Raw genomic sequence first — 21,523 nt, forward strand, 5'->3', positions numbered from 1 at the left:
GCTTGCCAACCGTAGACGGCCAGGAAAGCGGCGCCGCCCAGCGCCAGCACGGCGGCCAGGACGGGGCGCTGCCCCAGCGCGCTGGCCATGCCCAGCACGCCGGCGGCAATCAGCACGGCGTCCGCCAGCGCGCAAAACAGCACGATCTTGCCCACATGTTCGCGCCGCAATCCTTGCCGCAAGACAAAAGCATTCTGCGAGCCGATGGCAACGATGAGTCCCAGGCCCAGGGTCATACCCTGGAGAAAGACAGAAAAGGCGTGTGGGGTGGTGGCGGAGAGTGTCATGCGGCGATCTTGCCAGCCCCATGAAATGAAGTCAAACTACCTTTTCTGTTGCCAGTTAAGGAAAACTTCATCCATGCTCGACTATTCATCGCTCAGCGCGCTGGCCGCCGTGATCCGGGAAGGCAGCTTCGAGCGCGCCGCGCGCGCCTTGCACGTCACGCCATCGGCCGTGTCGCAGCGCATCCGCCTGCTGGAAGAGCGCGTCGGCTGCGCGCTGGTGATACGCGACCAGCCCTGCCGCGCCACGCAGACGGGCCGGCGACTGTGCCGGCATGTGGACCAGGTGCAACTGCTCGAACAGGATTTGCAGGCGACCTTGCCAGCGCTGGCGGCGCAGGGCATGGCGCGCGCCACCTTGCCCGTCGCCGTGAATGCCGACAGCCTGGCCACCTGGCTGGCGCCCGCCATCGCCGCCTTCGCCGCGGAACATCCGGTGCTGATGGAAGTGGCCGTCGATGACCAGGACCACACGGCCGACTGGCTGCGCAGCGGCGCCGTGCTGGCCGCCGTCAGCGCCACGGCCCGGCCCGCGTCGGGCTGCAACAGCCGCCCGCTGGGCGCCATGCGCTACCTGGCGGCGGCCAGCCCCGCCTTCCTGCAGCGGCATTTTGCCCACGGAGTCGGTGCCGCCAGCCTGGCGCTGGCGCCCAGCCTGGTGTTCAATGCCAAGGATGAATTGCAGGCGCGCTGGGTGCGGCGCCTGTGCCACCGGCATGTGGAACTGCCGCGCCATGCCCTGCCCTCGCCGCATGCCTTCGTCACGGCCGCCCTGGCGGGCATGGGCTGGGGCCTGCATCCGCAGGCGCTGATCCAGCCGCATCTTGACAATGGCAGCCTGGTCGAACTGCTGCCCGCTACGCCCCTGGACGTGCCCTTGCACTGGCATACGGCGCGCGCCGCCTCCGGCCTGCTCGACGGCTTGAGCGCAGCCATCCTGGCCGCCGCCCGAACGGGCCTGCTGCCGCCCTGACGGGACGCGTCAGGGCTGGTCGCTGCCGAGCGCCACGCGCCAGCGCCGCAGCTCGACATTCAAACGCAGCTGCTGATGTTTCACCAGGTAGCGCACGCCGACGAGGGCCGCCGCCAGGCCCGACAGGGCGCCTATGCCCAGTGCCCAGCGCGGGCCGAAGGTATCGGCCACCCAGCCCACGATGGGCGCGCCCAGCGGCGTGCCGCCGGCCGAAATGGCCAGCACGATGGCCATGACTCGGCCCCGCATGGCGGGCGCCGTCGACAATTGCACGCTGCTGTTGACGCTGGTGGTAAACGTTTGCGCGGCGATGCCGATGAGTACCAGCGTGACGCCGAACAGCCAGTAATTGGGCATCACGGCGGCCAGCGCGCAGCCGAAGCCGAACAGCGCGGCCGCGCCCAGCAGCAGGGCCAGCGTGGGCCGGCCCCGCCCCGCCGCCAGCAGGGCGCCGGCCACGGAGCCGCAGGCCATGATGGAGCTGAGCACGCCATACTGGCCGGCGCCCGCATGGAAGGCCGTCACCGACATGGTCGACAGGAAAATCGGGAAGTTCAGGCCGAAGGTGCCGATCAGGAACAGCATCAGCAGGATGGCCATCAGGTCGGGCCGCTGGCGCACGTAGCGGTAACCCTCGCCCAGGCTGGCGCGCGTGGCCTTGACGCGCGGCGCGCGGCGCAGCAGTTCCACGCGCAGCAGCAACAGCGAACCGATCACGGCGGCAAACGAGACGGCGTTGATGATGAAGACCCAGCCGCTGCCGACGCTGCTGATCAGGAGTCCCGCAACAGCCGGGCCCAGCATGCGCGCCGCATTGAAGGAGGTGGAGTTGAGCGCCACGGCGTTCGTCAGATCTTCCTCCTCGACAATCTCGGAGACGAAAGTCTGGCGCACGGGCGCATCGAAGGCCGTCACGCAGCCCAGCAGGAAGGCAAACACATACACATGCCACAGCGCTACCCATCCGCTGATGCACAGCAAGCCCAGGCCCAGCGCCAGCAAGCCCATGGCCGCCTGCGTGCACAGCAGCAGTTTCCGGCGGTCGAGCAGGTCGGCCGCCATGCCCGTCAGCGGCAGCAACAGCAGTTGCGGGCCGAATTGCAAGGCCATGACGATGCCGACGGCGCTGGCCTTGTGCTGCGTCAATTCGCTCAGCACCAGCCAATCCTGCGCCGTGCGCTGCATCCACGTGCCGACATTCGACACGAGGGCGCCGCCGGCCCAGATACGGTAATTGGGATTGCGTAGCGAACGGAATGTGTTGTTCATCTGGGCGTGCGGGCTCCTTGCCGGGTAGTCAATGGGTTGGTCGGCGCATCACTGCGCCAGGCGTTGCAATAGCGCCACAGCCTTGTCCAGCTCGCCGACTTCGGCCGGCGTGTAGCGGGTTTCAATGGTGCGCGCCAGCCAGTCTTCGCGCGCGGCGCGGCTGGCCGCGATCCAGGCGCGGCAGCTGTCCGTCAGGCTCAATATCGTCTGCCGGCCATCGAGCGGGTCGGGCGCGCCCGTCACCATCTGCGCGTCCGTCAAGGCTTGCACGGTGGCGGCCATGGACTGGGGCCGCATGCCTTCGGCGCGCGCCAGGCTGCTGGCGGTGGCCGGACCGTCGCGCTCGAGGCGGCTCAGCACGGAGGCCTGAGACATGCTGACGTCGCCCAGGTGCGCTTCCTCGCGCAGGCGGCGGCGCAGCCTGCCGATGAGAATGCGCAATTCGCCGGCCAGCTGCAATACGTGTTCGTGGTCTTCTTGCGGGGTGGTCATGGTCGCCGTGTGGTGGATCAACAGCCCCTACTATAACAGATAGACAGGTAGACTGCACAGTTTGCCTGTATATCTTGCCAGGATAGCCAGATGCCGGGCGCAAAAAAAGCCGGGGCGGGAGATGCACTCCCTGCCCCGGCTTGCCGGCCCATCCCGCGATGCCGGTGCGTCAGTTGATGTAATTGAACAGCGACAGGCCCGAGATCGAGGTGAACGATTTTTGCGCCGCCTGCAGGGTCACTTGCTGCTGGCTGAAGGTGGAAATGGCTTTCACCATGTCCAGGTCCTGCAGGTCCGACAGGGTGGTGGCGTACTGGATGTCGAGGTCGTCGCCGGCGCTGTCGAGATAATCGAGCTCCTTCATGCGGGCGCCCACTTCCGCGCGCACGGACAGCACATTGTCGTAGGCCGTGTCGAGAATATTGTGCGCGGCGTTCAGGCCGTTCGTCAGGCGCGCCTGGCCCGCGTCGCCGCTGCCCGGCTGGCGCAGCACGCCGATCAGGTTTTTCACGGTGGTAAACAGCGATTCCTTGGCGCTCGGTTCCAGCGTAAAGCTGTCCTGGTCGGCCGGCTTGCCCGTGATGTTTACCTGCTGGCCGTCGAAAGTGATGGCGTCGCCCGCCTTGTAGGGGACGGGCACGGCGGGATTGGGCACCGTCTGGCCCAGGGTGGCGTCCGTGACGATATAGGTGGTGACGGCGTCGGTGCCCGTGCCCGTGACCTTGAAATCGATCGAATACTTGTGCCCCGTCAATGCCGACGGGTCCGTCACGGTGCCGCCCGAAATGATGCCCGAGCCGCCGCGCGTGAAATTGGCGGTGGCCGCCGCCGTGGTGAACTTGCCATTGCCCGTCAGGTTGTTTTCAAACACGGTGGCGCCGGAATCGCTGGTGGCCAGGTAGCGCGCCGACCCCACCTGCAGCTCGCGCTGGCCCTGGTCGCCCACGTAGCTGGCGCCCGTCGGCGTCTGGCTGAACGGCTGGGTCGTGGCCTTATAGCCGGAAAACAGGTAGCCGCCCGCGCCGTCGGCCGTGTTGGCGATGCCCAGCAGGTCGGTCAGCCGGCCTTCCAGCTCCTTGGCCAGGGTATCGCGGTCGACATCCTTGAGGGCCGGATTGCCGGCCTTGAGAACCAGGTCCTTCACGTCGGCGATCAGCGAGGTGGTGCTGGCCAGCGCCAGCTCTTCCTGCGACAGGAAATTCTTCGCGTTCGAGCGGTTCGTCACGAACTGGGTGTTGATCGATTGCGATTGCGTCACTTCCAGCGCGCGCGCGGAGGCGATCGGATCGTCGGCCGGCGTCAGGTTGCGGCGGTTCGACGACAGCTGCATCTGCGTGCGGTTCAAGGCGCCCTGCAGATTGTTCAGCTGCGAACTGCCCTGGTCGTAAATCATTCGTGTGCTGATGCGCATGATGCTGCCCTTCCAGAAAACCGCCGCGCTGCGCTGCGGCAAAAAATTGATTAACGTCCCAGGCCGATCACCACGTCGAACAGGGTGCTGGCGATCTGCATGACCTTGCCGCACGCCTGGTAGGACTGCTGATAGCGCAGCAGGTTGGCCGCCTCTTCGTCGAGGTTGACGCCGGAGACGGCCTGCTGCTGGGTGCTGACCTGCTGCAGCAAGGCCAGGCTGGCCAGGCCGCTGACCTGTACTTCGCGCGTCTTGTTGCCCACGAAGCTGACGGTTTGCGCATACGAACCCTGGAACGTGGCATTGCCGCCATCGAGGATGTTCTTCGTCTGCAAGCCGGCCAGCAGCGCCGCGTTGCGGTTGTCGCCCACGCCGCCCGTATTCGGACTGATGGTAAAGGTATCGCCCTGCGCCGGCGTGCCTGTCATGCTGACATTGATGCCGCCAAAGCTGAAGCTGTCGCCCTCTTTGTAGGGAATGTTCGCCGTGCCGGCCGGATAGGTCGTGGTGGCGCCGTTCAAGCCCTTGACCGTCACCGCCTGGCCCGCCGGGAAACCCGTCAGCGAGGTGGTCGCCTTGTCATATGTCAAGGTCAGGGGACCCGTCAGGGCATTGCCCGGCGTCAAGTAAGCCTTGTCGACGGAGCCGGCGCTGAGCTTGCCCGAGCCCGTATTGGCCACCGGCGCCGACGTGGCGATCGGCGCCGCGGCGGCGATCTTGTTGCGGTCGGTAATCAGCACGGCCATGCCGGCCGCGCCATTCGCCGTCGGCCTGATGACGTAGTTGTCGCCCTGAGCGGCCGTGCCCGAGATCGAGAAATCGACGCCGTCGATGGTTTGCGGCCCCGTTTGCGGATACGGATTGATGATGGTGTGCGTGCCGTCGGACTCGCGCGTCACCACATAATTGCTGCCGTCGTACTTCAGGCTGTAATCGCTGGCCGTCAGCTTGGTCGGGTCGCTGACCTTGGCCGACAGCACGGTGGTGCTGCTGGCGTTGTTGCCGCGGTCGGCGCCGATCACGGGATCGGGCACCTTGAAGAAGTCGCCGCCCATGGCGCCATTCAAGTCCTGGCCCAGCTTGTGCTGGTCGTTGAAGGTGGTCGCCAGCGCGATGGCCACCTTGCCCAGCGAATTCTGCACATTGTCCAGGGTGCCGCTGCGAAATTCCAGCAAGCCGCCCAGCGAGCCGCCGCTCAGGGAGCTGTCGGGCAGCGCGGTGACGGTACTGCCCGTGACATAGCCCACCTCGATGCGGTTCGGGTCCGTCCGCGAAGGCGTGGCCGCCAGCTCGAAGCTGCGGTCCGCCACCACCAGGGGCTGGCCGGCGCCGATGGAAATGGTGACGGTATTGTTGGCGGCCGGCTGCACCGTCGCCTTGACATATTTGTTCAATTCCGTGATCAGCTGGTCGCGCTGGTCCAGCAGATCGTTGGGCTGGTTGCTGGCGTCGACCGACAACTGGGAAATCGACTTGTTCAGCTCGGCGAGCTGCTTGGCGTAGGTATTGATGACCGTCACATTCGACGTGATCTGCGAATTGACGCCGTCGCCGATCTCCGTCAGGCGCGCGCTCAGCCCCTGGAAACGCGAAGCGAGCGAGCCGGCGCTCGACAGCAGCGCCTGGCGCGAGGCCACCGACGAGGGATTGGCGCTGAAATCCTGCACGCCCTTGAAGAAATCCTGCATGGCGGGCGACAGGCCCGCCGTGGGATCGGCCAGCAGGTTGTCGATCTGGCTGATCTGCGTGTAATAGGTGTCGAGGGCGCTGGTGGCGCTTTGCGCGGCATTGACCTGGGTGGCCATGAAGCTGTCGTACTGGCGCTTGATCTGCGACACTTCCGTGCCCGTGCCGATGAAGCCATAGCCCGCATAGTTGGACTGCGAAGTCTGCTGCAGCACCACCTGGCGGTTGTAGCCGGCCACGTTGGCATTGGTGATGTTATGCCCGGTCGTCGACAGGCCCACCTGCGCTGCAAGCAAACCGCTCTTACCGATGCTGAGTAGATTCGAAGTCATGGTGTCTTATTGGTTACCGTCAAATGTATTTACGGCAGCCGCGGCGAAAACTTGAAGCGCCCGGCCGGCACAAGGGGATGGAGGAGGCTTAGCCGACCAGCGAATTTTTTATGATTTTTGTCAATTTGGCAGCGTAATTCGGGTCTGTCGCATAACCGGCCTTTTGCAAGCCCTGGGCAAAGGTACTGGCGTCGCCCGCGCTGGCCAGCACTTTTTCATAGCGTTTGTTGTTGGTAATCAACTGCGCATAGTCCTTGAAACTGTCCGCATAGCTGTCGTAGGCGCGGAATTTCTCCACCTTGCGCTGCGCCTTGCCATTCACGTATTCGGTGGTGACGGCCTCCGTCACCTTGCCCTTCCAGTCGCCAGAGGCCTTGATGCCGAACAGATTGTGGCTGCTGCTGCCGTCGCGGCCGATGATTTCGCGCTTGCCCCAGCCCGTTTCCAGCGCCGCCTGGCCCAGCATGAACTTGGCCGGGATGCCCGTGGCGCGGCTGGCCTCTTCCGCATGCACGCCCAGCTTTTCCTGGAAGGCGCGCACGTGCGGCGCCTGCGTGGCGTTGGCCTTGTCGCTCAGGGTCTTGCCGGCGGCGGCGCTGCCTGCGCCCTCGGTCAGCGCGCCCTGCTGCTGGCGGAACGCGGCCAGCGCCTGCGCCATGCTCGACGAGCGGGGCGACGGCGCCTCGGCGCCATCGGCGGCCAGCGCCTGGTTCGAGGACGACAATTGACGGATCAGCACGTCCGCCAGGCCCGTGCCCCGCTTGGCCAGGTTCTGGCTCGTCTGCTGGTCCAGCATCGAGGTGTACATCTTGCTCTGCTGGCTATCCATGATGCCGTCCTGCGGCGAGGCTTCACGCATGCTTTTCATCATCATATTGATGAACATGGCTTCAAATTGCGTGGCCGCCTCTTTCAGCGCGGCGGGGTCCTTCGCCTTGGCGGACTGGCGCAAGCCATCCATGCCCTTGACGTCGTAGGCGGCGGTATTGCTCAGGTCGGTTTGACTGATCATGGCGTGTCCATCAAATGATTTCGAGTTCGGCGCGCAGCGAACCGGCCGCTTTCATCGCCTGCAGGATGGCCAGCAAGTCTTGCGGCGAGGCGCCGATGGCGTTGAGGGCTTTCACCACGTCCGACAGCGAAGCGCCGCCCTTGACCAGCATGACCTTGCCCGGTTCCTTCTTGATATCGATCTGCGCCGTCTGCGTGACCACCGTGCGTCCGCCCGACAGGGGCGCCGGCTGGCTCACCTGCGGCTCGACATTGATGGTGACGGACAGGTTGCCGTGCGAAATGGCGCACGTTTCCAGGGTCACGGACTGGTTCATCACGACGGAGCCGGTGCGCGCGTTCATGATGACCTTGGCCGCCAGGCGGGCCGGGTTGACTTCGATGCTTTCCAGCTGGCCCAGGAAGGACACGCGCTGGTCGCTGCCGCCCGGCGACTGCACCTGGATCACGCGCCCGTCGAGCGCGGCGGCCGTGCCGGCGCCGTAGCGGCTGTTGATGGCGTCGACGACGCGGCTGGCGGTGGCGAAATCGGTGGCGTTCAGTTCCAGGCGTATCGTGTTGTTGGCGCCCAGCACAGAAGGCACCGTGCGCTCGACGGTGGCGCCGCCCGAGATGCGGCCCACGCTCAGGTGATTGACGACGACGGAGCTGCCGGCCGCCTGCGCGCCCACGCCGCCCACCAGCACGTTGCCCTGCGCCATGCCGTACACCTGGCCGTCGGCGCCCTTCAGCGGCGTCATCAATAAAGTGCCGCCGCGCAAGCTTTTCGCATTGCCCATCGACGACACCGTCACGTCAAGCAGCTGGCCCGGCTGGGCAAACGGCGGCAGCGACGTCGTCACCATCACGGCGGCCACGTTCTTCAGTTGCAAACTGGTGCCTTGCGGCAAGTTAATGCCCTGCTGCTGCAGCATCGCCGCCACGCTCTGGATGGTGAACGGCGTTTGCGTGGTCTGGTCGCCGCTGCCGTCGAGGCCGACGACCAGGCCATAGCCCATCAGCTGATTCTGGCGCACGCCGGCGATGCTGGCCAGGTCCTTGAGGCGTTCGGCCTGCGCCGCGGGCGCCAGCAAGGCGCACGCCAGGCCGAGAATGGCCAGGAAACGGGGAAAAGTCACGGTCGCCATGATCAGAACGGCAACAGGCTGAGGAAGAAGCGCGACGCCATCGAGGCCATTTCGGCGCGGTCGATCTGGCTGTTGGTGCGGTATTCCACGCGCGCGTCGGCCACCTGGGTCGACGGCACGACGTTGCCGATGCCGATGGTGTCGGGATTGACCATGCCCGAGAAGCGGATGAATTCCGTGCCCTTGTTCATGGCGATCTGTTTCTCACCAGCAACGATTAAATTGCCATTTGGCAATACCTCAATCACCGTCACGCCGATCGTGCCGGAAAACGTGTTGCTGGCGGACTGGTTGTCGCCGTCCGCAAACTTGGTCGCGCCGTTCGCCGAGACCGTGCCGCCGAAACGGCCCTGGGCGATGCCGGGCGTGCTGAAGCCCACGCTGCCCGATTTATTGCCGGAACTGGCGCCCGCCTTGACGGCGTTCGTGCGCTCGGTGATGGCGATCGTCATGGTGTCGCCCACGTGGCGCGCGCGGCGGTCTTCGAAGGCGGGACGGTAGGTCGACGGCTGGTAGATGGAGCCGTTGCTGACGACCACGGGTTCGGGCATCGGCGCGCGCGTGGTGGTCGGGTACTGCACGATCGAGGTGGGCGTGATGGCGCAGCCGGACAGCAGGACTGCGGACAACAGGGCGATGATGGGGTATTGCATGACAAACCTCCGCTGCCATCCGGCGGCGGATGGCATGACAGCTATGAAAATTAAAGTTGCGACAATTTCTGCAGCATTTGGTCGGACGTGGTGATGGCCTTGCTGTTGATCTCGTAGGCGCGCTGCGTCTGGATCATGTTGACCATTTCCTCGGCCACGTTGACGTTCGACGTCTCGATATAGCCCTGCATCAGCACGCCGGCGCCGTTGGTGCCAGGAGTGTTGGTCTGCGCCACGCCGGAGGCGCCCGTTTCCATGTACAGGTTTTCGCCCTTCGATTCCAGGCCGGCCGGATTGACGAAGGTGGTCAGCTGCAGCGAGCCGATTTGCGATGGCGCCACGGTATTGGGCAAGGTGACGGAGACGGTGCCGTCGCGCGCGACGGTCAGGCTCAGCGCGTTGGTCGGCACGGTGATGGCGGGCTGGATGACAAAACCTTCGGAAGTGACGAGCTGGCCGTTGGCGTCCGTCTGGAAGGAGCCGTCGCGCGTGTAGGCGGTGGCGCCGTCCGGCAGCAGCACCTGGAAAAAGCCCGTGCCGTTGACCATCACGTCGCGCGAATTGCCGGACGCCTGGGGATTGCCCTGGGTATGGATGCGCTCGGTGGCCACGGTGCGTACGCCCGTGCCGATCTGCAAGCCGGAAGGCAGCTGGGTCTGCTGGGACGATTGCGCGCCCGGCTGGCGCACATTTTGATACAGCAAGTCTTCAAACACGGCGCGCGACTTCTTGAAGCCGGTGGTGCTGACGTTGGCCAGGTTATTGGCGATCACGTCCATCTGCGTCTGCTGCGCTTCCAGGCCGGTCTTGGCTATCCAAAGGGAACGAATCATGTTTTTTCTCCAATAACGGCGCTGTAGACTATTTCTATGTGACCATTATGCGGTGGTCCCCATCAATTCAAAGCGAGGATCTGGGTGGCTTTCGCCGCGTTATTCTCGGCATTCTTCAGCAAACTCATTTGCGTTTCGAACTGGCGCGCCAGGGCGATCATGCTGACCATGGAGTCGACGGGGCTGACATTGCTGCCTTCCAGGGCCCCGGTGGTCAGCTTCACGGCCGGGTCGGCCTGCGCCACGGTGCCATCCTTCAGGCGGAACAGGCCGTCGTCGCCGCGCACCAGCTGCTGCTCGGGCGGATTGACCAGCTTGATGCGTCCGAGCACCGTGGACGGTCCCGGCGGCACGTCCGTGGAAATCGTGCCCACCGTGCCGTCGCCGGCGATGGCCACCGTCACGCCCGGCGGAATGGCCATGGGTCCCGTGTCGCCCTGCACCATCAGCCCGGCCTGCGTCTGCAGCATGCCGTTTTCATTGAGCTTCAGGGCGCCGTTGCGCGTGTAGGCTTCGGAGCCGTCGGCCGACTGCACGGCGATCCAGCCCGCGTTCTCCACGGCCACGTCCAGCGCCCGGCCCGTGTGCTGCATGGGGCCTTGCGTAAAATCGGAACCGACCGTCGAATCGACGACGAAGGCGCGCGTCGGCATCATGCCGTCGGCCACTACAGGCACGGCGCGGAACGAGTCGAGCTGGGCACGGAAACCCGTGCTGGTGGCGTTCGCCAGGTTATTGGCCGTAGTCGCCTGCTTGTCCAGGATGTGCTTGGCGCCCGAGCCGGCGGTGTAGATGAGACGGTCCATTTTTTATTTCTCCCAAACCAACAATAAAATCGGGGGCATGCGCCCCCGGTCAACTTATTAGCGGAGGTTGACTAAGGTTTGTAACACCGAATCCTGCGTCTTGATGGTCTGCGCATTCGCCTGGTAGGCGCGCTGCGCCGTGATCATGTTGACCAGTTCGGCCGTCAGGTCCACGTTCGACACTTCCACGGCCGAGGCACGCAAGTCGCCCAGGCCGCCCGAGCTCGGCTCGCCCGTCATCGGACTGCCCGAGGTCGAGCTTTCCGCCCAGGCATTGTTGCCCAGCGGCTCAAGGCCGTTCGGATTGGAAAACTTGGTCAGCACCACCTGGCCCAGGTCGCGCGTCTTGCCATTGTTGTACTGGCCCTGGATCACGCCATCGGAACCCACGACGAAACGGTCCAGCTGGCCGGCCGCATAGCCATCGGCCACGGTGCGCTTTTCGCTGGTGGACGAACTGAGCTGGGTCGAATTGGTAAAGTCGACCTTGATCGCCAGGTTGGCGTTCGCGCCCGTGGCGGGGAAGACGGGCAGGTTGACCGTCACCGGCAGGGTTTGCGGCGGCGTCAGGGCCAGCATGGCGGCCTTGTCCAGGGTGCCGACGCTGTTGAACACCAGCGACGCCGACTTCACGGCGGGCACTTCCGTCACCGCGGAGATCCTGCTGTCGATCTGGTCCGGCGTGAGGCTGGAATTGACGCCGTCGGGCACGGCGCTGCCATAGGTGGCGCTGATGGCGGCCAGCTGGGCCGGGCTGGCGCCGGCCGCGGCGGCGGCGGTGCGTATGGCGACACCGGCCGCATTGCCATAGGCAACGGCGGCGGCCGTGATATTGGCGGGCACCAGCGGCACGGCCGTGACGGCGGCCTGATAGGCGGCGCGCGCTGCCAGCGAGGCGGCATCGGTTTGCGCCGCGGCTACTACTTTCGCGCTGGTGATTTCCTTGCCGTCAGTGGCCGTGTAGACATCCCAGGTATTGGTGCCCGTCTTGACGTAGAAATTGGACATGGTGTGGGAGTTGCCCAGCGAATCGTAGACGGGCACGGGGAACTGCTTGGTCCACGACTTTTGCTCGCCCACGGTGAACGGCACCACGGTCGGCATGGCCGAATTGGAATCGAGGTTGACCTGGGTATCGACCTTGGTGGTCGCCTGCGGCGCCATGTCGGACGGGTCGATCTGCAGCGGCACGGTGGCGCCGGCCAGGATCTTGCCGTTCGCATCGGCCGGATAGCCGGTCAGCTGGGCTTTCTGGGCATTGACGATGAAACCGTTCTTGTCGACCTGGAACTGGCCGTTGCGCGAATACTGGATGGCGCCGTTCACGCTGGTGCGGAAGAAACCGCCGCCGTTGATGGCGATGTCGAGCGGATTGGACGAACTTTCCAGGTTACCCTGGTTGAACAGCTGTGCCACTTGCGACACGGACACGCCGATACCGGGCTGGTTGCCGCCCACGCCATACAGCGAGTTGGCGTAGATGTCGGCAAACTGCGCCTGCGACTGCTTGAAACCCACGGTGGCCGAGTTGGCGATATTGTTACCGATGACGTCCAGCGATTTGGCGGCGCCGTTCAAGCCGCTCAGGCCTTGTTGAAAAGACATTCTGCTCTCCTGTTAGGAATTATTGACTATCCAGTTTGACAATATTGCTTACAAAATCTGTTTCACATCGGCCATGGTGATGCTGCCCACGCCCGGCACGTTCAGCTTCACGCCCCCGGTTCCCGTCGACACGCTGGCGACCGAACCGAACATCAGCGCCGTGGCATCCGTGAGCTTGGCGCCGCCCCGCTTGGCTTCCACCGAGAAGGTGTAGGCGCCGTCAGGCAGCACGATGTTCTTGCCATCCTTGTCGAGGTCGGCGGTGGAGCCGTTCCAGCCCAGCGGCAAGGTACCCGCGCCCTGCGGGCCCAGGTCGATCGAGTGGACTTCCTTGCCCGTACTGTTGTAGATGACGACCTTGACGCTGTCGGCCGGCGTCGCCAGGTCCACGCCCAGCAGGGCCGCGCTCTTGCTCAGGTTAATGCTCTTGCCGGCTGTCAACACGCCGTGGCCGATGATATTCGCCGCCTGCATGGATTCGGCCTGCTGGTAGCTGGTCTTGAGCGTTTCCAGCGTGGTATTGAGCTTGTTGACGCCTGTCACCGTGGAAAGCTGGGCCAGCTGGCTGGTCAGCTGTGCATTGTCCAGCGGGTTCATCGGGTCCTGGTTTTGCAGCTGGGTCACCAGCAGGGTCAGGAATTTGTTCGTCTCCTCCTCGACGCTGCCCTTCGCGGCCGTCGTCTTCTTCGGATTCATCGTCGCCATCAGGTCGGTGGTGACGGTTTTGCTCGTATCGATGGTTGCCATAATGGTCAATCAGCCTTATTGGCCGATGGTGAGGGTTTTCAGGAGCAGCGACTTGGCCGCGTTCATGGTTTCCACGTTGGTCTGGTAGGAGCGCGAGGCCGACAGCATGTTGACCATTTCGTCCACCGTATTCACGTTGGGCATGGTGACGTAGCCCTTCTCGTCGGCCAGCGGGTTCTTCGGGTCGTACACCAGCTTCATCGGCGACGGGTCCTCGATCACTTTCTGCACCTTGACGGCCGTGGCGCCGTTGGCCATGGGCACGGCTTCAAACACCACCTGCTTGGCGCGGTAGGCTTCGCCGCTGGCGCTGGTGGCGCTGTCCGCATTGGCCAGGTTGCTGGCCACCGTGTTCAGGCGCTGCGCCTGCGCGCTCATGGCCGAACCGGACACATTGAAGATATTAAAAAGCGACATGATTATTGTCCTCCCTGGATGGCCGTCAGCATGCCCTTGATCTGCGAGTTGAGGAAGGTCACGGCCGCCTCGTAGCGGATGGCGTTGTCGGCAAACGCGTTGCGTTCGAGGTCCATGTCCACCGTATTGCCATCGACGGCGCCCTGGGCCGGCGCGCGGTACAGCAGCGGCGTGCCGTCGGCCAGGGTCTCGACCTTGCCACCCGTGCTGCCACCCACGGCGGCGGCGACGCCCTTGCCCGGCATATGCTGCGGCGCCGTGCCCTTCAGGGCGGGCGGCACGCCGTCCTTGCGCGCCATCGCCCCCTTCAGGGCGGCGGCGAAATCGACATCGCGCGCCTTGTAGTTGGGCGTGTCCGCATTGGCGATGTTCGAGGCGAGCAATTCCTGGCGCGTCGAGCGCAGGCTCAGCGCCGTCTCGTTGAAGCGCATGTAATCGTCGAGTTTCCCTATCATGTCAGGCTCCGGAAAGATCTGCCACTGGCGCCCGAGATGGCGGAAGGATGGCGGTATAGTGATGACAGGAAACATAGTACGGCCGGCGCCGGCAAGGCCATCGCCGGATCAGACCATACTTTTCCCCCTTAATCGGCGCTTCAAACGGGGCGGCGCGCACTATCATGGCAGTATTCCAGAGGCCTATCACCATGAAGACACCGCTTGCTTTCCTCCTCGCCCTTGCCGCCCTGACGCCTCTGGCGCAGGCGCAAAACGCTGGCCGGCAGACGCCGGAAGCCTTGCGCAACAGCGTGGAACAATTTCTGCAAGTACAAAGCAACGGCTTGCCCGGCAAGGTGACGATCACCGTCGGCGCCGTCGATCCGCGCCTGAACCTGGCCGCCTGCCCCGCGCCGCAGGCGTTCATGGCGCCCGGCGCCCGCGCCTGGGGCAAGACCACCGTGGGCGTGCGCTGCACGGCCCCGGCCAGCTGGACCATCTATCTGCAGGCGAATGTCGCCGTCGTCGGCGACTACGTGGCCAGCGCCGTGCCGCTGGCGCAGGGACAAGCCATCGACGCCAGCCAGCTGGTGACCATGCAGGGCGACCTGGCGGCATTGCCAGCAGGCATCGCCACCGACATGGCCCAGGTGGTGGGCGCCAGCACGAATATTTCCTTGCCACCGGGCACGCCGATGCGCCTCGACACCCTGCGCCGCAAGCCGGTGGTCATGCAGGGCCAGCTGGTCAGGGTCGTTTCCAGCGGCAATGGTTTCCAAGTGGCATCAGAAGGACGCGCCATCGGCAGCGCCGGCGACGGGCAGACGGTGCAGGTACGCACGCAGAGCGGCCAGCAGATCAGCGGCGTGGCGCGCCCTGGAGGCATGGTCGAAGTAGCATTCTGAACACGGATGGACAGCGATATTGTGGTCTGGCGCACTAAAGTTCCTGGATATGATGCCGATAAGAAGTCATATCCCGGAGTTTTTTGACTTCGACCAGACGAGGATCACGCTGTGAAAATTACCGACAACACCATTAAAAGCAATCCCGGCCTGCCGGTAGCGCCCGCGAATACCTCGAGCGCCCGCAATGCCGAGAAAGCGCAAGCAACGCCGACGACGTCGGACAATGTACGCCTGTCGCCGCAAGGACAGGCATTAGCGGCCAGTGCAACTGCCGGCAGCGGCGCCGTGTTCGACACGAAAAAAGTCGAACGCATCAAACTGGCGATCGCCGACGGCCAGTTCCAGGTCAACTCTGAAAAAGTGGCGGACGGGCTCCTCGACACGGTCAAGGACTTGCTGCACTCACGAAATAGATAGGTTTCCTCATGCAATCAGTGACTCCGTTTTCCAGCCTGCGCGACGAGCAACAGCTCATGACCACATTGCTGGCATTGATGAAAGAAGAACAGCGGCATCTGGTTGCCGCTGACATCGATGCGATCACGGAGCTCACGGCGCGCAAGACGGCACTGGTGGGACAATTGAACAAGCTGGCGGCGCAACGCCACCAGGCGCTGGCGGCGGCGGGCTACACGGCCGCCGAAGCGGGCATGGAAGACTGGCTGGTCGGCGCCGATGAAGCCGAGGCGGCGCCCCTGTGGAAAGCCCTGCTCGACACCACGCGCGAGGCCAAGGAACAGAACCGGCTCAACAGCCTGCTGGTCAACAAGCACATGCTGCACACGCAGGGCGCCCTGAACGCCATGCGCCCCACTGCCCAGAGCGGCAATTTCTACGGCCCCAGCGGCCAACCGACGACGAACACGGCCAGCCGGCGCGTCGTCATCGGCTGATTTTCTTCTTTACCTAACAGCAACATCCCCTGCCGTCGAGTGGCGCCCTGCGCCGCTCAGCCGTGCGCGGCACGCCCCGCATGCTGGCGGAACTTCGCCGCGATCGCCTGCCCCTTCGCCGTGGCGGCCGCCAGCTGCCCGGGCGTCAGCTCAGCCTGCAGCCAGTGCCAGTATTCATCCTGATACGGATTGGTGACGCCGGGCGCGAGGATGTCGTCGTACACCATGCGCAGGGCCAGCAGGTAGCCGTAGGCTTGCGCCGCGTCCTTCTGCACCACCTCGCCATCGCGCAGGTAGGCCATCATCAGGGTAGCCACGCTGGTGAGTTCCGCTTCGTCCGCCTGCGCCGTCAGCTGGGCGATGGCCTGCCGCTTCCATGCCTGCACCAGCGGGTCGTCGGGACGGTTGCGCAGCGCGCTGCGGTCGCCGAACGGGCCTTCCGACAGGAACAGGGTGGCCGCGCCCGGCACGCCCGCCTGCGCGGCGGTGGCCAGGTAGCCGAGGCGGTCCTCGCGCTGGCGCTGCGTCAGGCCCGCGCACAGCTGCCGCTGGGCGGCCTTTTCTTCGGCCGTCATTTCGCGTCCCAGCTCGAATTCCAGTCCCGGCAGCCGACCTTCTTTCTCAAAAGAAATACAATCATCGAGCAGCTTGTAAGCCGCATACGCGTCTTCCGCCCTGCCGCTGGCGCCCAGGCGCGCAAGCTGCTGCGCCAGGGTCACGGGAACAGGCGCGGCATCGGCGGCCGGGCTGGCGTCGATATGCAGGTACGATTCCAGGCTGCGTCCCGCCGGCGCGCCGGCGGCCGCGGTGGCAGATTCCGGCGCGCCGCCTTCAGGCGCGGGCCAGTACGCGAGCGCCAGCACTGCCGCGATGGCAGCGGCGATGGCGATGCTGGTCAATTTGACGTTCATGGTGAGGATGCGCGTGGTTGGGAAGCGCACGTTACCACAGGCGCGCGGCGGCGGCCCGCACGCCTTCGCACGCTCAGCCGCCGGCCTTTTTCGCCGGGTGGCCCAGCCTGGCCAGCGCGGCCACGATGGCGTCCACATGGTCGCCCTGCACCTCGATCACGCCATCCTTGACGGTGCCGCCCGAGCCGCACTGCGTGCGCAGCTGCTTGCCCAGCAGGGCCAGGGCGATGGCGTCCAGCGCCAGGCCCTTGACCACGGTGACGCTCTTGCCGCCGCGGCCCTTGGTCTGGCGCGACACGCGCACCACGCCGTCGCCCGCGGGCGCCGCCTTGGCCTGCGCCTTGCACGCGCACTGCGCCAGCGGCTGGCGGCAGGCGGGGCACATGCGGCCCGTTTCGGTGGAATACACTAAGCCGCCCTGGGAACTGCTTTTCATGATGGAGAAAGAAGAGAATGGAAAGGCCGCGATTGTACCAAGCGGCGGCCCGCAGCTGACGGGCGTCAGTTGGCCGGCGCGGCGGCCGGCGGCGGCGTCGGCACTTCCGTCACCGTCTCGGGAATGCCGGACAGGATCGTCACGGCGACCCGGCGGTTGCGCGCGCGCCCTTCCGGCGTGGCGTTGGGCGCCACGGGGATGTTGTCGGCGTGGCCGACGGCCGTCAGGCGCGTGGCCTGTACGCCGCTGGCGATGAACAGGCGCACCACGGCGCTGGCGCGCGCGGCCGACAACTCCCAGTTCGAGGCGAAATTCGAATTGCTGATCGGCTGGACGTCCGTATGCCCTTCCACCTGCACGTCGTGCGTGTCGTCCTTGAGCAGCACGGCGACGGCGCGCAGGGCCTGGTCCGATTCCGGCGTCAGGCCGGCCGCGCCCGGGTCGAACAGCACGCTGGCATTGATTTCCACGCTCACGCCGCGGCTCGTCTGCGTCACGCGCACCTTGCCCTCCTTGACCAGCGGCGCCAGCGTGGATGTGAGGTCCTGCGCCAGGCGCGTCATGTGTTCGCGCTCGCGGCGGATGGCTTCCGTGCGCCGCTTGAGGGCGGGGTTCGGCAGCGCAATGGCTTGCGGCGCCTCCATGATGATGGGCGGCGCGCCCTTTTCCAGGCTGAAGGCCTGGCCGATGGCGTTCTGGAAGACGCGGTATTTACCCTCGTTGACTTGCGAAATCGCATACATGACGACGAAAAAGGCGAACAGCAGGGTGATGAAGTCGGCGTACGAGATCAGCCAGCGGTCCTGGTTGTCCGGTTCCTCGTCATACTTCCTGCGCGCGCGCCGCATCATGATCAGTGCTCGTGCAGCAGGCTGGCGACGCGCTCTTCGATGATGCGCGTGTGGTCGCCCGTGGCGATGTCGTACAGCACGGCGGCCGTGATTTCATACTGCACCACCCGGCGCGAGACGATGGCCTTGAGTTTATTGGCCACCGGCAGGAACAGCAGATTGGCCAGGCCGACGCCGTAAATCGTCGAGACGAAGGCCACGGCGATGCCGCTGCCCAGTTTGCTGGGGTCGGTGAGGTTTTCCATGACGTGTATCAAACCGAGCACGGCGCCCAGGATGCCGATGGTGGGCGAATAGCCGGCCGCCGATTCCCACACCTTGACGGCCTGGCGCTCAGCCATCTCGTAGGCGGAGATTTCCACGTCGAGCAGCTGGCGCAGCTTGTCCGGCGCGATGCCGTCGACGATCATGCGCAAGCCCTTGGCGTTGAAGCGGTCGGCCGTGTTCTCCATCAGGCGCTCGAGCGCCAGCGGGCCGTCGCGGCGCGCCGTCAGGCTCCATTGCCCGATGTCGCGCGCCAGCGCGGCGCGCGTGTCGGCGGGCGGCAAAAATACCCAGCGCAGCATTTCCAGGCCGCGCACGAAAGTGCGCAGCCGTGTCTGCAGCAGCACGGCGCCGAAGGTGCCGATGATGACGATGGCGAAGGCGGCCGGCTGCAGCAGGGAGGCCATCTTGCCGCCTTCCAGTGCCTGGCCGACCAGCAGGCCCGCCAGCGCCAGCGCCAGCCCGATTACGCTGGACCAGTCCACGCCTGCTCCCTCAAGGTTGCGCGCAGGCGCGCGACGGCCTGGGTATGCAGCTGCGAGACGCGCGATTCGGATACCCCCATCACCGCGCCGATCTCCTTCAGGTTCAGCTCTTCTTCGTAGTACAGGCCCATGAGTATTTTCTCGCGTGGCGGCAGCGCGTCGATGGCGTCGATCACGGACTGCCGGAAATCGGTATCGAGCAGGGAACGCAAGGGGTCGCTGTCCTCGTCCACGCAGTGGCGGTCGAGGAAGCTGTCATTGCCGTCCGGGTCATGAAAATCTTCGTAGTACACCAGCTGGTGGCCGCCGCCGTCGCCCAGCATTTCCTGGTAGTCGGCCAGCGACATTTTCAGCAGTTTCGCCACTTCCGACTCCGTCGGCGGGTGGCCGAGGCGCTGCTGCAGGATGCTCATCGCCTCTTCGATCTTGCGCATGTTCTGGCGCATGCTGCGCGGCAGCCAGTCGCTGGTGCGCAATTCGTCGAGCATGGCGCCGCGGATGCGCAGCACGGCATACGTCTCGAACTGCGCGCCATGGGTTTCCTCGTAGCGGCTGATGGCGTCGAGCAGGCCGATCATGCCGGCCTGGATCAGGTCATCGACCTCGACCGAAGGCGGCAACTTCGCCTTCATATGGTGCGCCAGACGCTTTACCAGCGGAATGTGCTCCGTCAGCAAATAGTCCTTGTTCGATTTCCCTTTGACCGTGTACATAGGCTGCTTATTGTTTTATCGTCTTATCTGGTGCTACGGTTGGATTCAGGCGCTGAAATGGTGTGCGCTCCCCGTCTGGTACAAGGTGCTTCCCAATACGGGCGCCGCCGAACGCACCAGCCGCTCGGCCAGTCCGCGGAACGCCACCGACGCGCCGGCCAGCGGAAACGCATCGACCACGCTGCGGCCCAGGCGCGCGGCGCGGTGCAGGTATTCATCGGCCGGCACCGAACCCATCGACGTCAGTTTCACGGCCAGGTAGCGGCTTGCCGCCTGCGCCATATTATCGTATACCACTTTTGCCTCGGATTCGGAAGCGCCGGTAACAAGAATGCCGAAGGGACGCCGGCCCAGTTCCTGGTTCAGGCGCTTGATCAGGCAGTACGCCGCCTTGATCGAGGTGGCGCTGTTGGACACCTGCACCACGATATCGGACGAGGCCATCAGCGGCACGGGGAAGCAGTCGCCCTGCTCGGCCACGACGCCGTCGACCAGCACGATGCCGCTCTGACGCGCCATCACCTCGAAGGTCTTGCCCAGGCGGCGCGTCTCGTCCTCGCCCGCATAGTCGGCGCTGTCCATCAGATGGTTGCGCGCCCCCATGTGCGCCACGCCGAAGCCCTGCGGCACCTGGTGGATCACCTGGTTCAGGCCGCACTGCTGGCGCGCCACGTCGAGCAGGCTGGCGCCATGCGCCAGGCCCAGGCGCGAGGCGACGCCGTCGCCGCTGCCGCTGGCGTCGACCAGCAGCACTTCATTGCCGCCATAGGCCAGCGAGGCGCCCAGGTTGACCAGCATGGCGCCCTTGTCGTCCTGCGGCGTGGCCGAGAGAAAAGTCATCACGCGCGGCTGCGGTCCGGCCAGCATGCGGCGCAGGCCTTCGGCCTGATCGAAATCAAAGTTAGCCAAGGCGCACCCCGCGCGCTTCATTGTTGCGGGCGGCCGCCTGCGCCATCAGCAGCGGCAGTTCGGCGTCGGAAAACTGCGTCGCCGCCGTATCGCGCTTGAGCTTGAAGGCGCGGTCGATCAGGTAGCCGCGGTCGGCCAGGTGCAGGTCTTCCGGCACGCGCTGGCCGTTCGACACGTAGAACAGGTTGAGTTTCTGGCGGATCACCACGTCGAGCACATTGCCGATCGACGCCGCTTCATCGAGCTTGGTCATGATGCAGCCGGCCAGGCCGCTGCCCTGGTAGGCGCGCACCACTTCGTTCAGGGTTTCCTGCGTCGCCGTGGAATTGAGGCACAGCAAACGTTTCACGTCCGCGCCCGCGCCCGACAGCATGGCCACCTGCTCCGTCACCATCTGGTCGCGCTGGCTCACGCCCACCGTATCGATCAGCACCGTGTGCTTGTTCTTGAGTTCCTTCAGGGCGATGCGCAAGTCCGCTTCGTCCTTCACCGAGTGCACCATCACGCCGAGGATCTTGCCGTAGATGCGCAGCTGTTCATGCGCGCCGATACGGTAGGCGTCCGTGGTGATCAGGGCCAGCTTTTCCGGACCGTGGCGCATCACGCAGCGGGCCGCCAGCTTGGCCGTGCTGGTGGTCTTGCCGACGCCGGTCGGGCCCACCAGCGCGAACACGCCGCCCTGCTCCAGCATGGCGTCTTCATTGGCGACGGAATTCAGGTTGCGGCTGAGAACGGTCTTGATCCAGCGCATGCTTTGTGCGCCGTCCAGGCCGGCCGGCAGCTTGTCGATCAGGTAGCGCGCCAGGCTGGCCGAAAAGCCGGCGGCCAGCATTTCGCGCAGCACGACGGCCTTTTCCGGCTCGCGCTGCTGCGTCGAGCCCCAGGAGATTTCCGCCAGCTGGGTTTCCATCATGCCGCGCATGGCGCGGATTTCATTCATCATGCCGCTCATCTCGGCGGCCGCGTTTTCCTTGACGTGGGCCAGCGCGCTGGCCATCATCTGCTGCATGCGGGCCATGTCCACTGGCTCGCCGGCGGCCTGGCGCGGCGCGGCAGGACGGGGCGCGGCC

The 21,523-nt window shown here is 65.2% G+C and carries 25 protein-coding genes; 4 read left to right on the forward strand and 21 right to left on the reverse strand.

Annotation, left to right across the window (positions count from 1 at the left end; translation table 11 throughout):
• A partial coding sequence (locus CBW50_RS25930; protein WP_172404892.1) for a LysE/ArgO family amino acid transporter occupies window positions 1-287 on the reverse strand: 287 nt, incomplete at its 3' end.
• A 73-nt stretch (window positions 288-360) separates the two neighbouring features.
• On the opposite strand from CBW50_RS25930, the gene CBW50_RS25935 reads away from it, so the two are divergent.
• On the forward strand, window positions 361-1,257 hold the full coding sequence (locus CBW50_RS25935; RefSeq protein WP_086148184.1) for a LysR family transcriptional regulator ArgP: 897 nt from the start codon (window positions 361-363) through the stop codon (window positions 1,255-1,257).
• A 9-nt stretch (window positions 1,258-1,266) separates the two neighbouring features.
• On the opposite strand, the gene CBW50_RS25940 is transcribed toward CBW50_RS25935, so the two are convergent.
• The 13 genes from CBW50_RS25940 to flgB all read right to left on the reverse strand — a co-directional run bounded on the left by CBW50_RS25940 (window position 1,267) and on the right by flgB (window position 14,101).
• Window positions 1,267-2,526: an MFS transporter gene (locus CBW50_RS25940; RefSeq protein ID WP_086148185.1), complete on the reverse strand. Its 1,260-nt coding sequence runs from the start codon at window positions 2,524-2,526 to the stop codon at window positions 1,267-1,269.
• 48 nt (window positions 2,527-2,574) lie between these two features.
• A complete protein-coding gene (locus CBW50_RS25945; RefSeq protein ID WP_086148186.1) occupies window positions 2,575-3,018 on the reverse strand; it encodes a MarR family winged helix-turn-helix transcriptional regulator in 444 nt (147 codons plus the stop codon).
• A gap of 169 nt (window positions 3,019-3,187) precedes the next feature.
• Window positions 3,188-4,429: a flagellar hook-associated protein FlgL gene (gene flgL, locus CBW50_RS25950; RefSeq protein WP_172404893.1), complete on the reverse strand. Its 1,242-nt coding sequence runs from the start codon at window positions 4,427-4,429 to the stop codon at window positions 3,188-3,190.
• 50 nt (window positions 4,430-4,479) lie between these two features.
• Window positions 4,480-6,447 carry a flagellar hook-associated protein FlgK gene (flgK, locus tag CBW50_RS25955; RefSeq protein WP_086148187.1) on the reverse strand — a complete coding sequence of 656 codons (1,968 nt, stop codon included), beginning with the start codon at window positions 6,445-6,447 and terminating at the stop codon, window positions 4,480-4,482.
• A gap of 88 nt (window positions 6,448-6,535) precedes the next feature.
• On the reverse strand, window positions 6,536-7,459 hold the full coding sequence (flgJ, locus tag CBW50_RS25960) for a flagellar assembly peptidoglycan hydrolase FlgJ (protein WP_086148188.1): 924 nt from the start codon (window positions 7,457-7,459) through the stop codon (window positions 6,536-6,538).
• Window positions 7,460-7,469: 10 nt separating this feature from the next.
• On the reverse strand, window positions 7,470-8,585 hold the full coding sequence (locus CBW50_RS25965; RefSeq protein WP_086148189.1) for a flagellar basal body P-ring protein FlgI: 1,116 nt from the start codon (window positions 8,583-8,585) through the stop codon (window positions 7,470-7,472).
• 2 nt (window positions 8,586-8,587) lie between these two features.
• Window positions 8,588-9,238, reverse strand: coding sequence for a flagellar basal body L-ring protein FlgH (locus CBW50_RS25970; RefSeq protein WP_086148190.1), 651 nt, complete (start codon window positions 9,236-9,238; stop codon window positions 8,588-8,590).
• Between the two features lie 50 nt (window positions 9,239-9,288).
• Window positions 9,289-10,071, reverse strand: a complete 783-nt coding sequence (gene flgG / locus CBW50_RS25975; protein ID WP_076568129.1) for a flagellar basal-body rod protein FlgG — start codon at window positions 10,069-10,071, stop codon at window positions 9,289-9,291.
• 62 nt (window positions 10,072-10,133) lie between these two features.
• Window positions 10,134-10,877 (reverse strand): flagellar basal body rod protein FlgF, encoded by a 744-nt coding sequence (locus tag CBW50_RS25980; protein ID WP_086148191.1) that lies wholly within the window; start codon window positions 10,875-10,877, stop codon window positions 10,134-10,136.
• Between the two features lie 57 nt (window positions 10,878-10,934).
• Window positions 10,935-12,482, reverse strand: a complete 1,548-nt coding sequence (locus CBW50_RS25985) for a flagellar hook protein FlgE (RefSeq protein ID WP_086140899.1) — start codon at window positions 12,480-12,482, stop codon at window positions 10,935-10,937.
• Window positions 12,483-12,530: 48 nt separating this feature from the next.
• A complete protein-coding gene (locus CBW50_RS25990; RefSeq protein WP_086148192.1) occupies window positions 12,531-13,229 on the reverse strand; it encodes a flagellar hook assembly protein FlgD in 699 nt (232 codons plus the stop codon).
• 15 nt (window positions 13,230-13,244) lie between these two features.
• Entirely contained in the window at window positions 13,245-13,646 is a 402-nt protein-coding gene (gene flgC / locus CBW50_RS25995) for a flagellar basal body rod protein FlgC (protein ID WP_071322379.1), read from the reverse strand.
• A gap of 2 nt (window positions 13,647-13,648) precedes the next feature.
• Window positions 13,649-14,101, reverse strand: a complete 453-nt coding sequence (gene flgB, locus CBW50_RS26000) for a flagellar basal body rod protein FlgB (protein ID WP_086148193.1) — start codon at window positions 14,099-14,101, stop codon at window positions 13,649-13,651.
• A gap of 191 nt (window positions 14,102-14,292) precedes the next feature.
• Between flgB and flgA the strand changes: the two genes are divergently transcribed.
• The 3 genes from flgA (at window position 14,293) to CBW50_RS26015 (ending at window position 15,884) form a co-directional block, all read left to right on the forward strand.
• Window positions 14,293-14,988 (forward strand): flagellar basal body P-ring formation chaperone FlgA, encoded by a 696-nt coding sequence (flgA, locus tag CBW50_RS26005; protein WP_086148194.1) that lies wholly within the window; start codon window positions 14,293-14,295, stop codon window positions 14,986-14,988.
• A 111-nt stretch (window positions 14,989-15,099) separates the two neighbouring features.
• Window positions 15,100-15,408 (forward strand): flagellar biosynthesis anti-sigma factor FlgM, encoded by a 309-nt coding sequence (gene flgM / locus CBW50_RS26010; RefSeq protein ID WP_086148195.1) that lies wholly within the window; start codon window positions 15,100-15,102, stop codon window positions 15,406-15,408.
• An 8-nt stretch (window positions 15,409-15,416) separates the two neighbouring features.
• Window positions 15,417-15,884 (forward strand): flagella synthesis protein FlgN, encoded by a 468-nt coding sequence (locus tag CBW50_RS26015; RefSeq protein ID WP_086148196.1) that lies wholly within the window; start codon window positions 15,417-15,419, stop codon window positions 15,882-15,884.
• A 56-nt stretch (window positions 15,885-15,940) separates the two neighbouring features.
• Here CBW50_RS26015 and CBW50_RS26020 read toward each other — a convergent pair whose 3' ends face one another.
• From CBW50_RS26020 to flhF, 7 genes are all read right to left on the reverse strand, one after another.
• Window positions 15,941-16,795 (reverse strand): hypothetical protein, encoded by an 855-nt coding sequence (locus CBW50_RS26020; protein WP_139842646.1) that lies wholly within the window; start codon window positions 16,793-16,795, stop codon window positions 15,941-15,943.
• Between the two features lie 73 nt (window positions 16,796-16,868).
• On the reverse strand, window positions 16,869-17,231 hold the full coding sequence (locus CBW50_RS26025) for a translation initiation factor Sui1 (RefSeq protein ID WP_086148198.1): 363 nt from the start codon (window positions 17,229-17,231) through the stop codon (window positions 16,869-16,871).
• 65 nt (window positions 17,232-17,296) lie between these two features.
• Window positions 17,297-18,079 carry a flagellar motor protein MotD gene (gene motD / locus CBW50_RS26030; RefSeq protein WP_086148202.1) on the reverse strand — a complete coding sequence of 261 codons (783 nt, stop codon included), beginning with the start codon at window positions 18,077-18,079 and terminating at the stop codon, window positions 17,297-17,299.
• 5 nt (window positions 18,080-18,084) lie between these two features.
• A complete protein-coding gene (locus tag CBW50_RS26035; protein ID WP_086148199.1) occupies window positions 18,085-18,831 on the reverse strand; it encodes a flagellar motor protein in 747 nt (248 codons plus the stop codon).
• A complete protein-coding gene (locus CBW50_RS26040; RefSeq protein WP_071322371.1) occupies window positions 18,813-19,544 on the reverse strand; it encodes an RNA polymerase sigma factor FliA in 732 nt (243 codons plus the stop codon). The genes CBW50_RS26035 and CBW50_RS26040 overlap by 19 nt, the downstream gene beginning before the upstream one ends.
• 45 nt (window positions 19,545-19,589) lie before the next feature.
• A complete protein-coding gene (locus CBW50_RS26045; protein ID WP_086148203.1) occupies window positions 19,590-20,453 on the reverse strand; it encodes an antiactivator of flagellar biosynthesis FleN protein in 864 nt (287 codons plus the stop codon).
• The coding region (flhF, locus tag CBW50_RS26050) for a flagellar biosynthesis protein FlhF (RefSeq protein WP_086148200.1) at window positions 20,446-21,523 on the reverse strand (1,078 nt) is incomplete at its 5' end. The genes flhF and CBW50_RS26045, both read right to left, overlap by 8 nt.

This window comes from Janthinobacterium sp. GW458P (genome assembly GCF_002127585.1).
Lineage (GTDB): Bacteria > Pseudomonadota > Gammaproteobacteria > Burkholderiales > Burkholderiaceae_D > Janthinobacterium.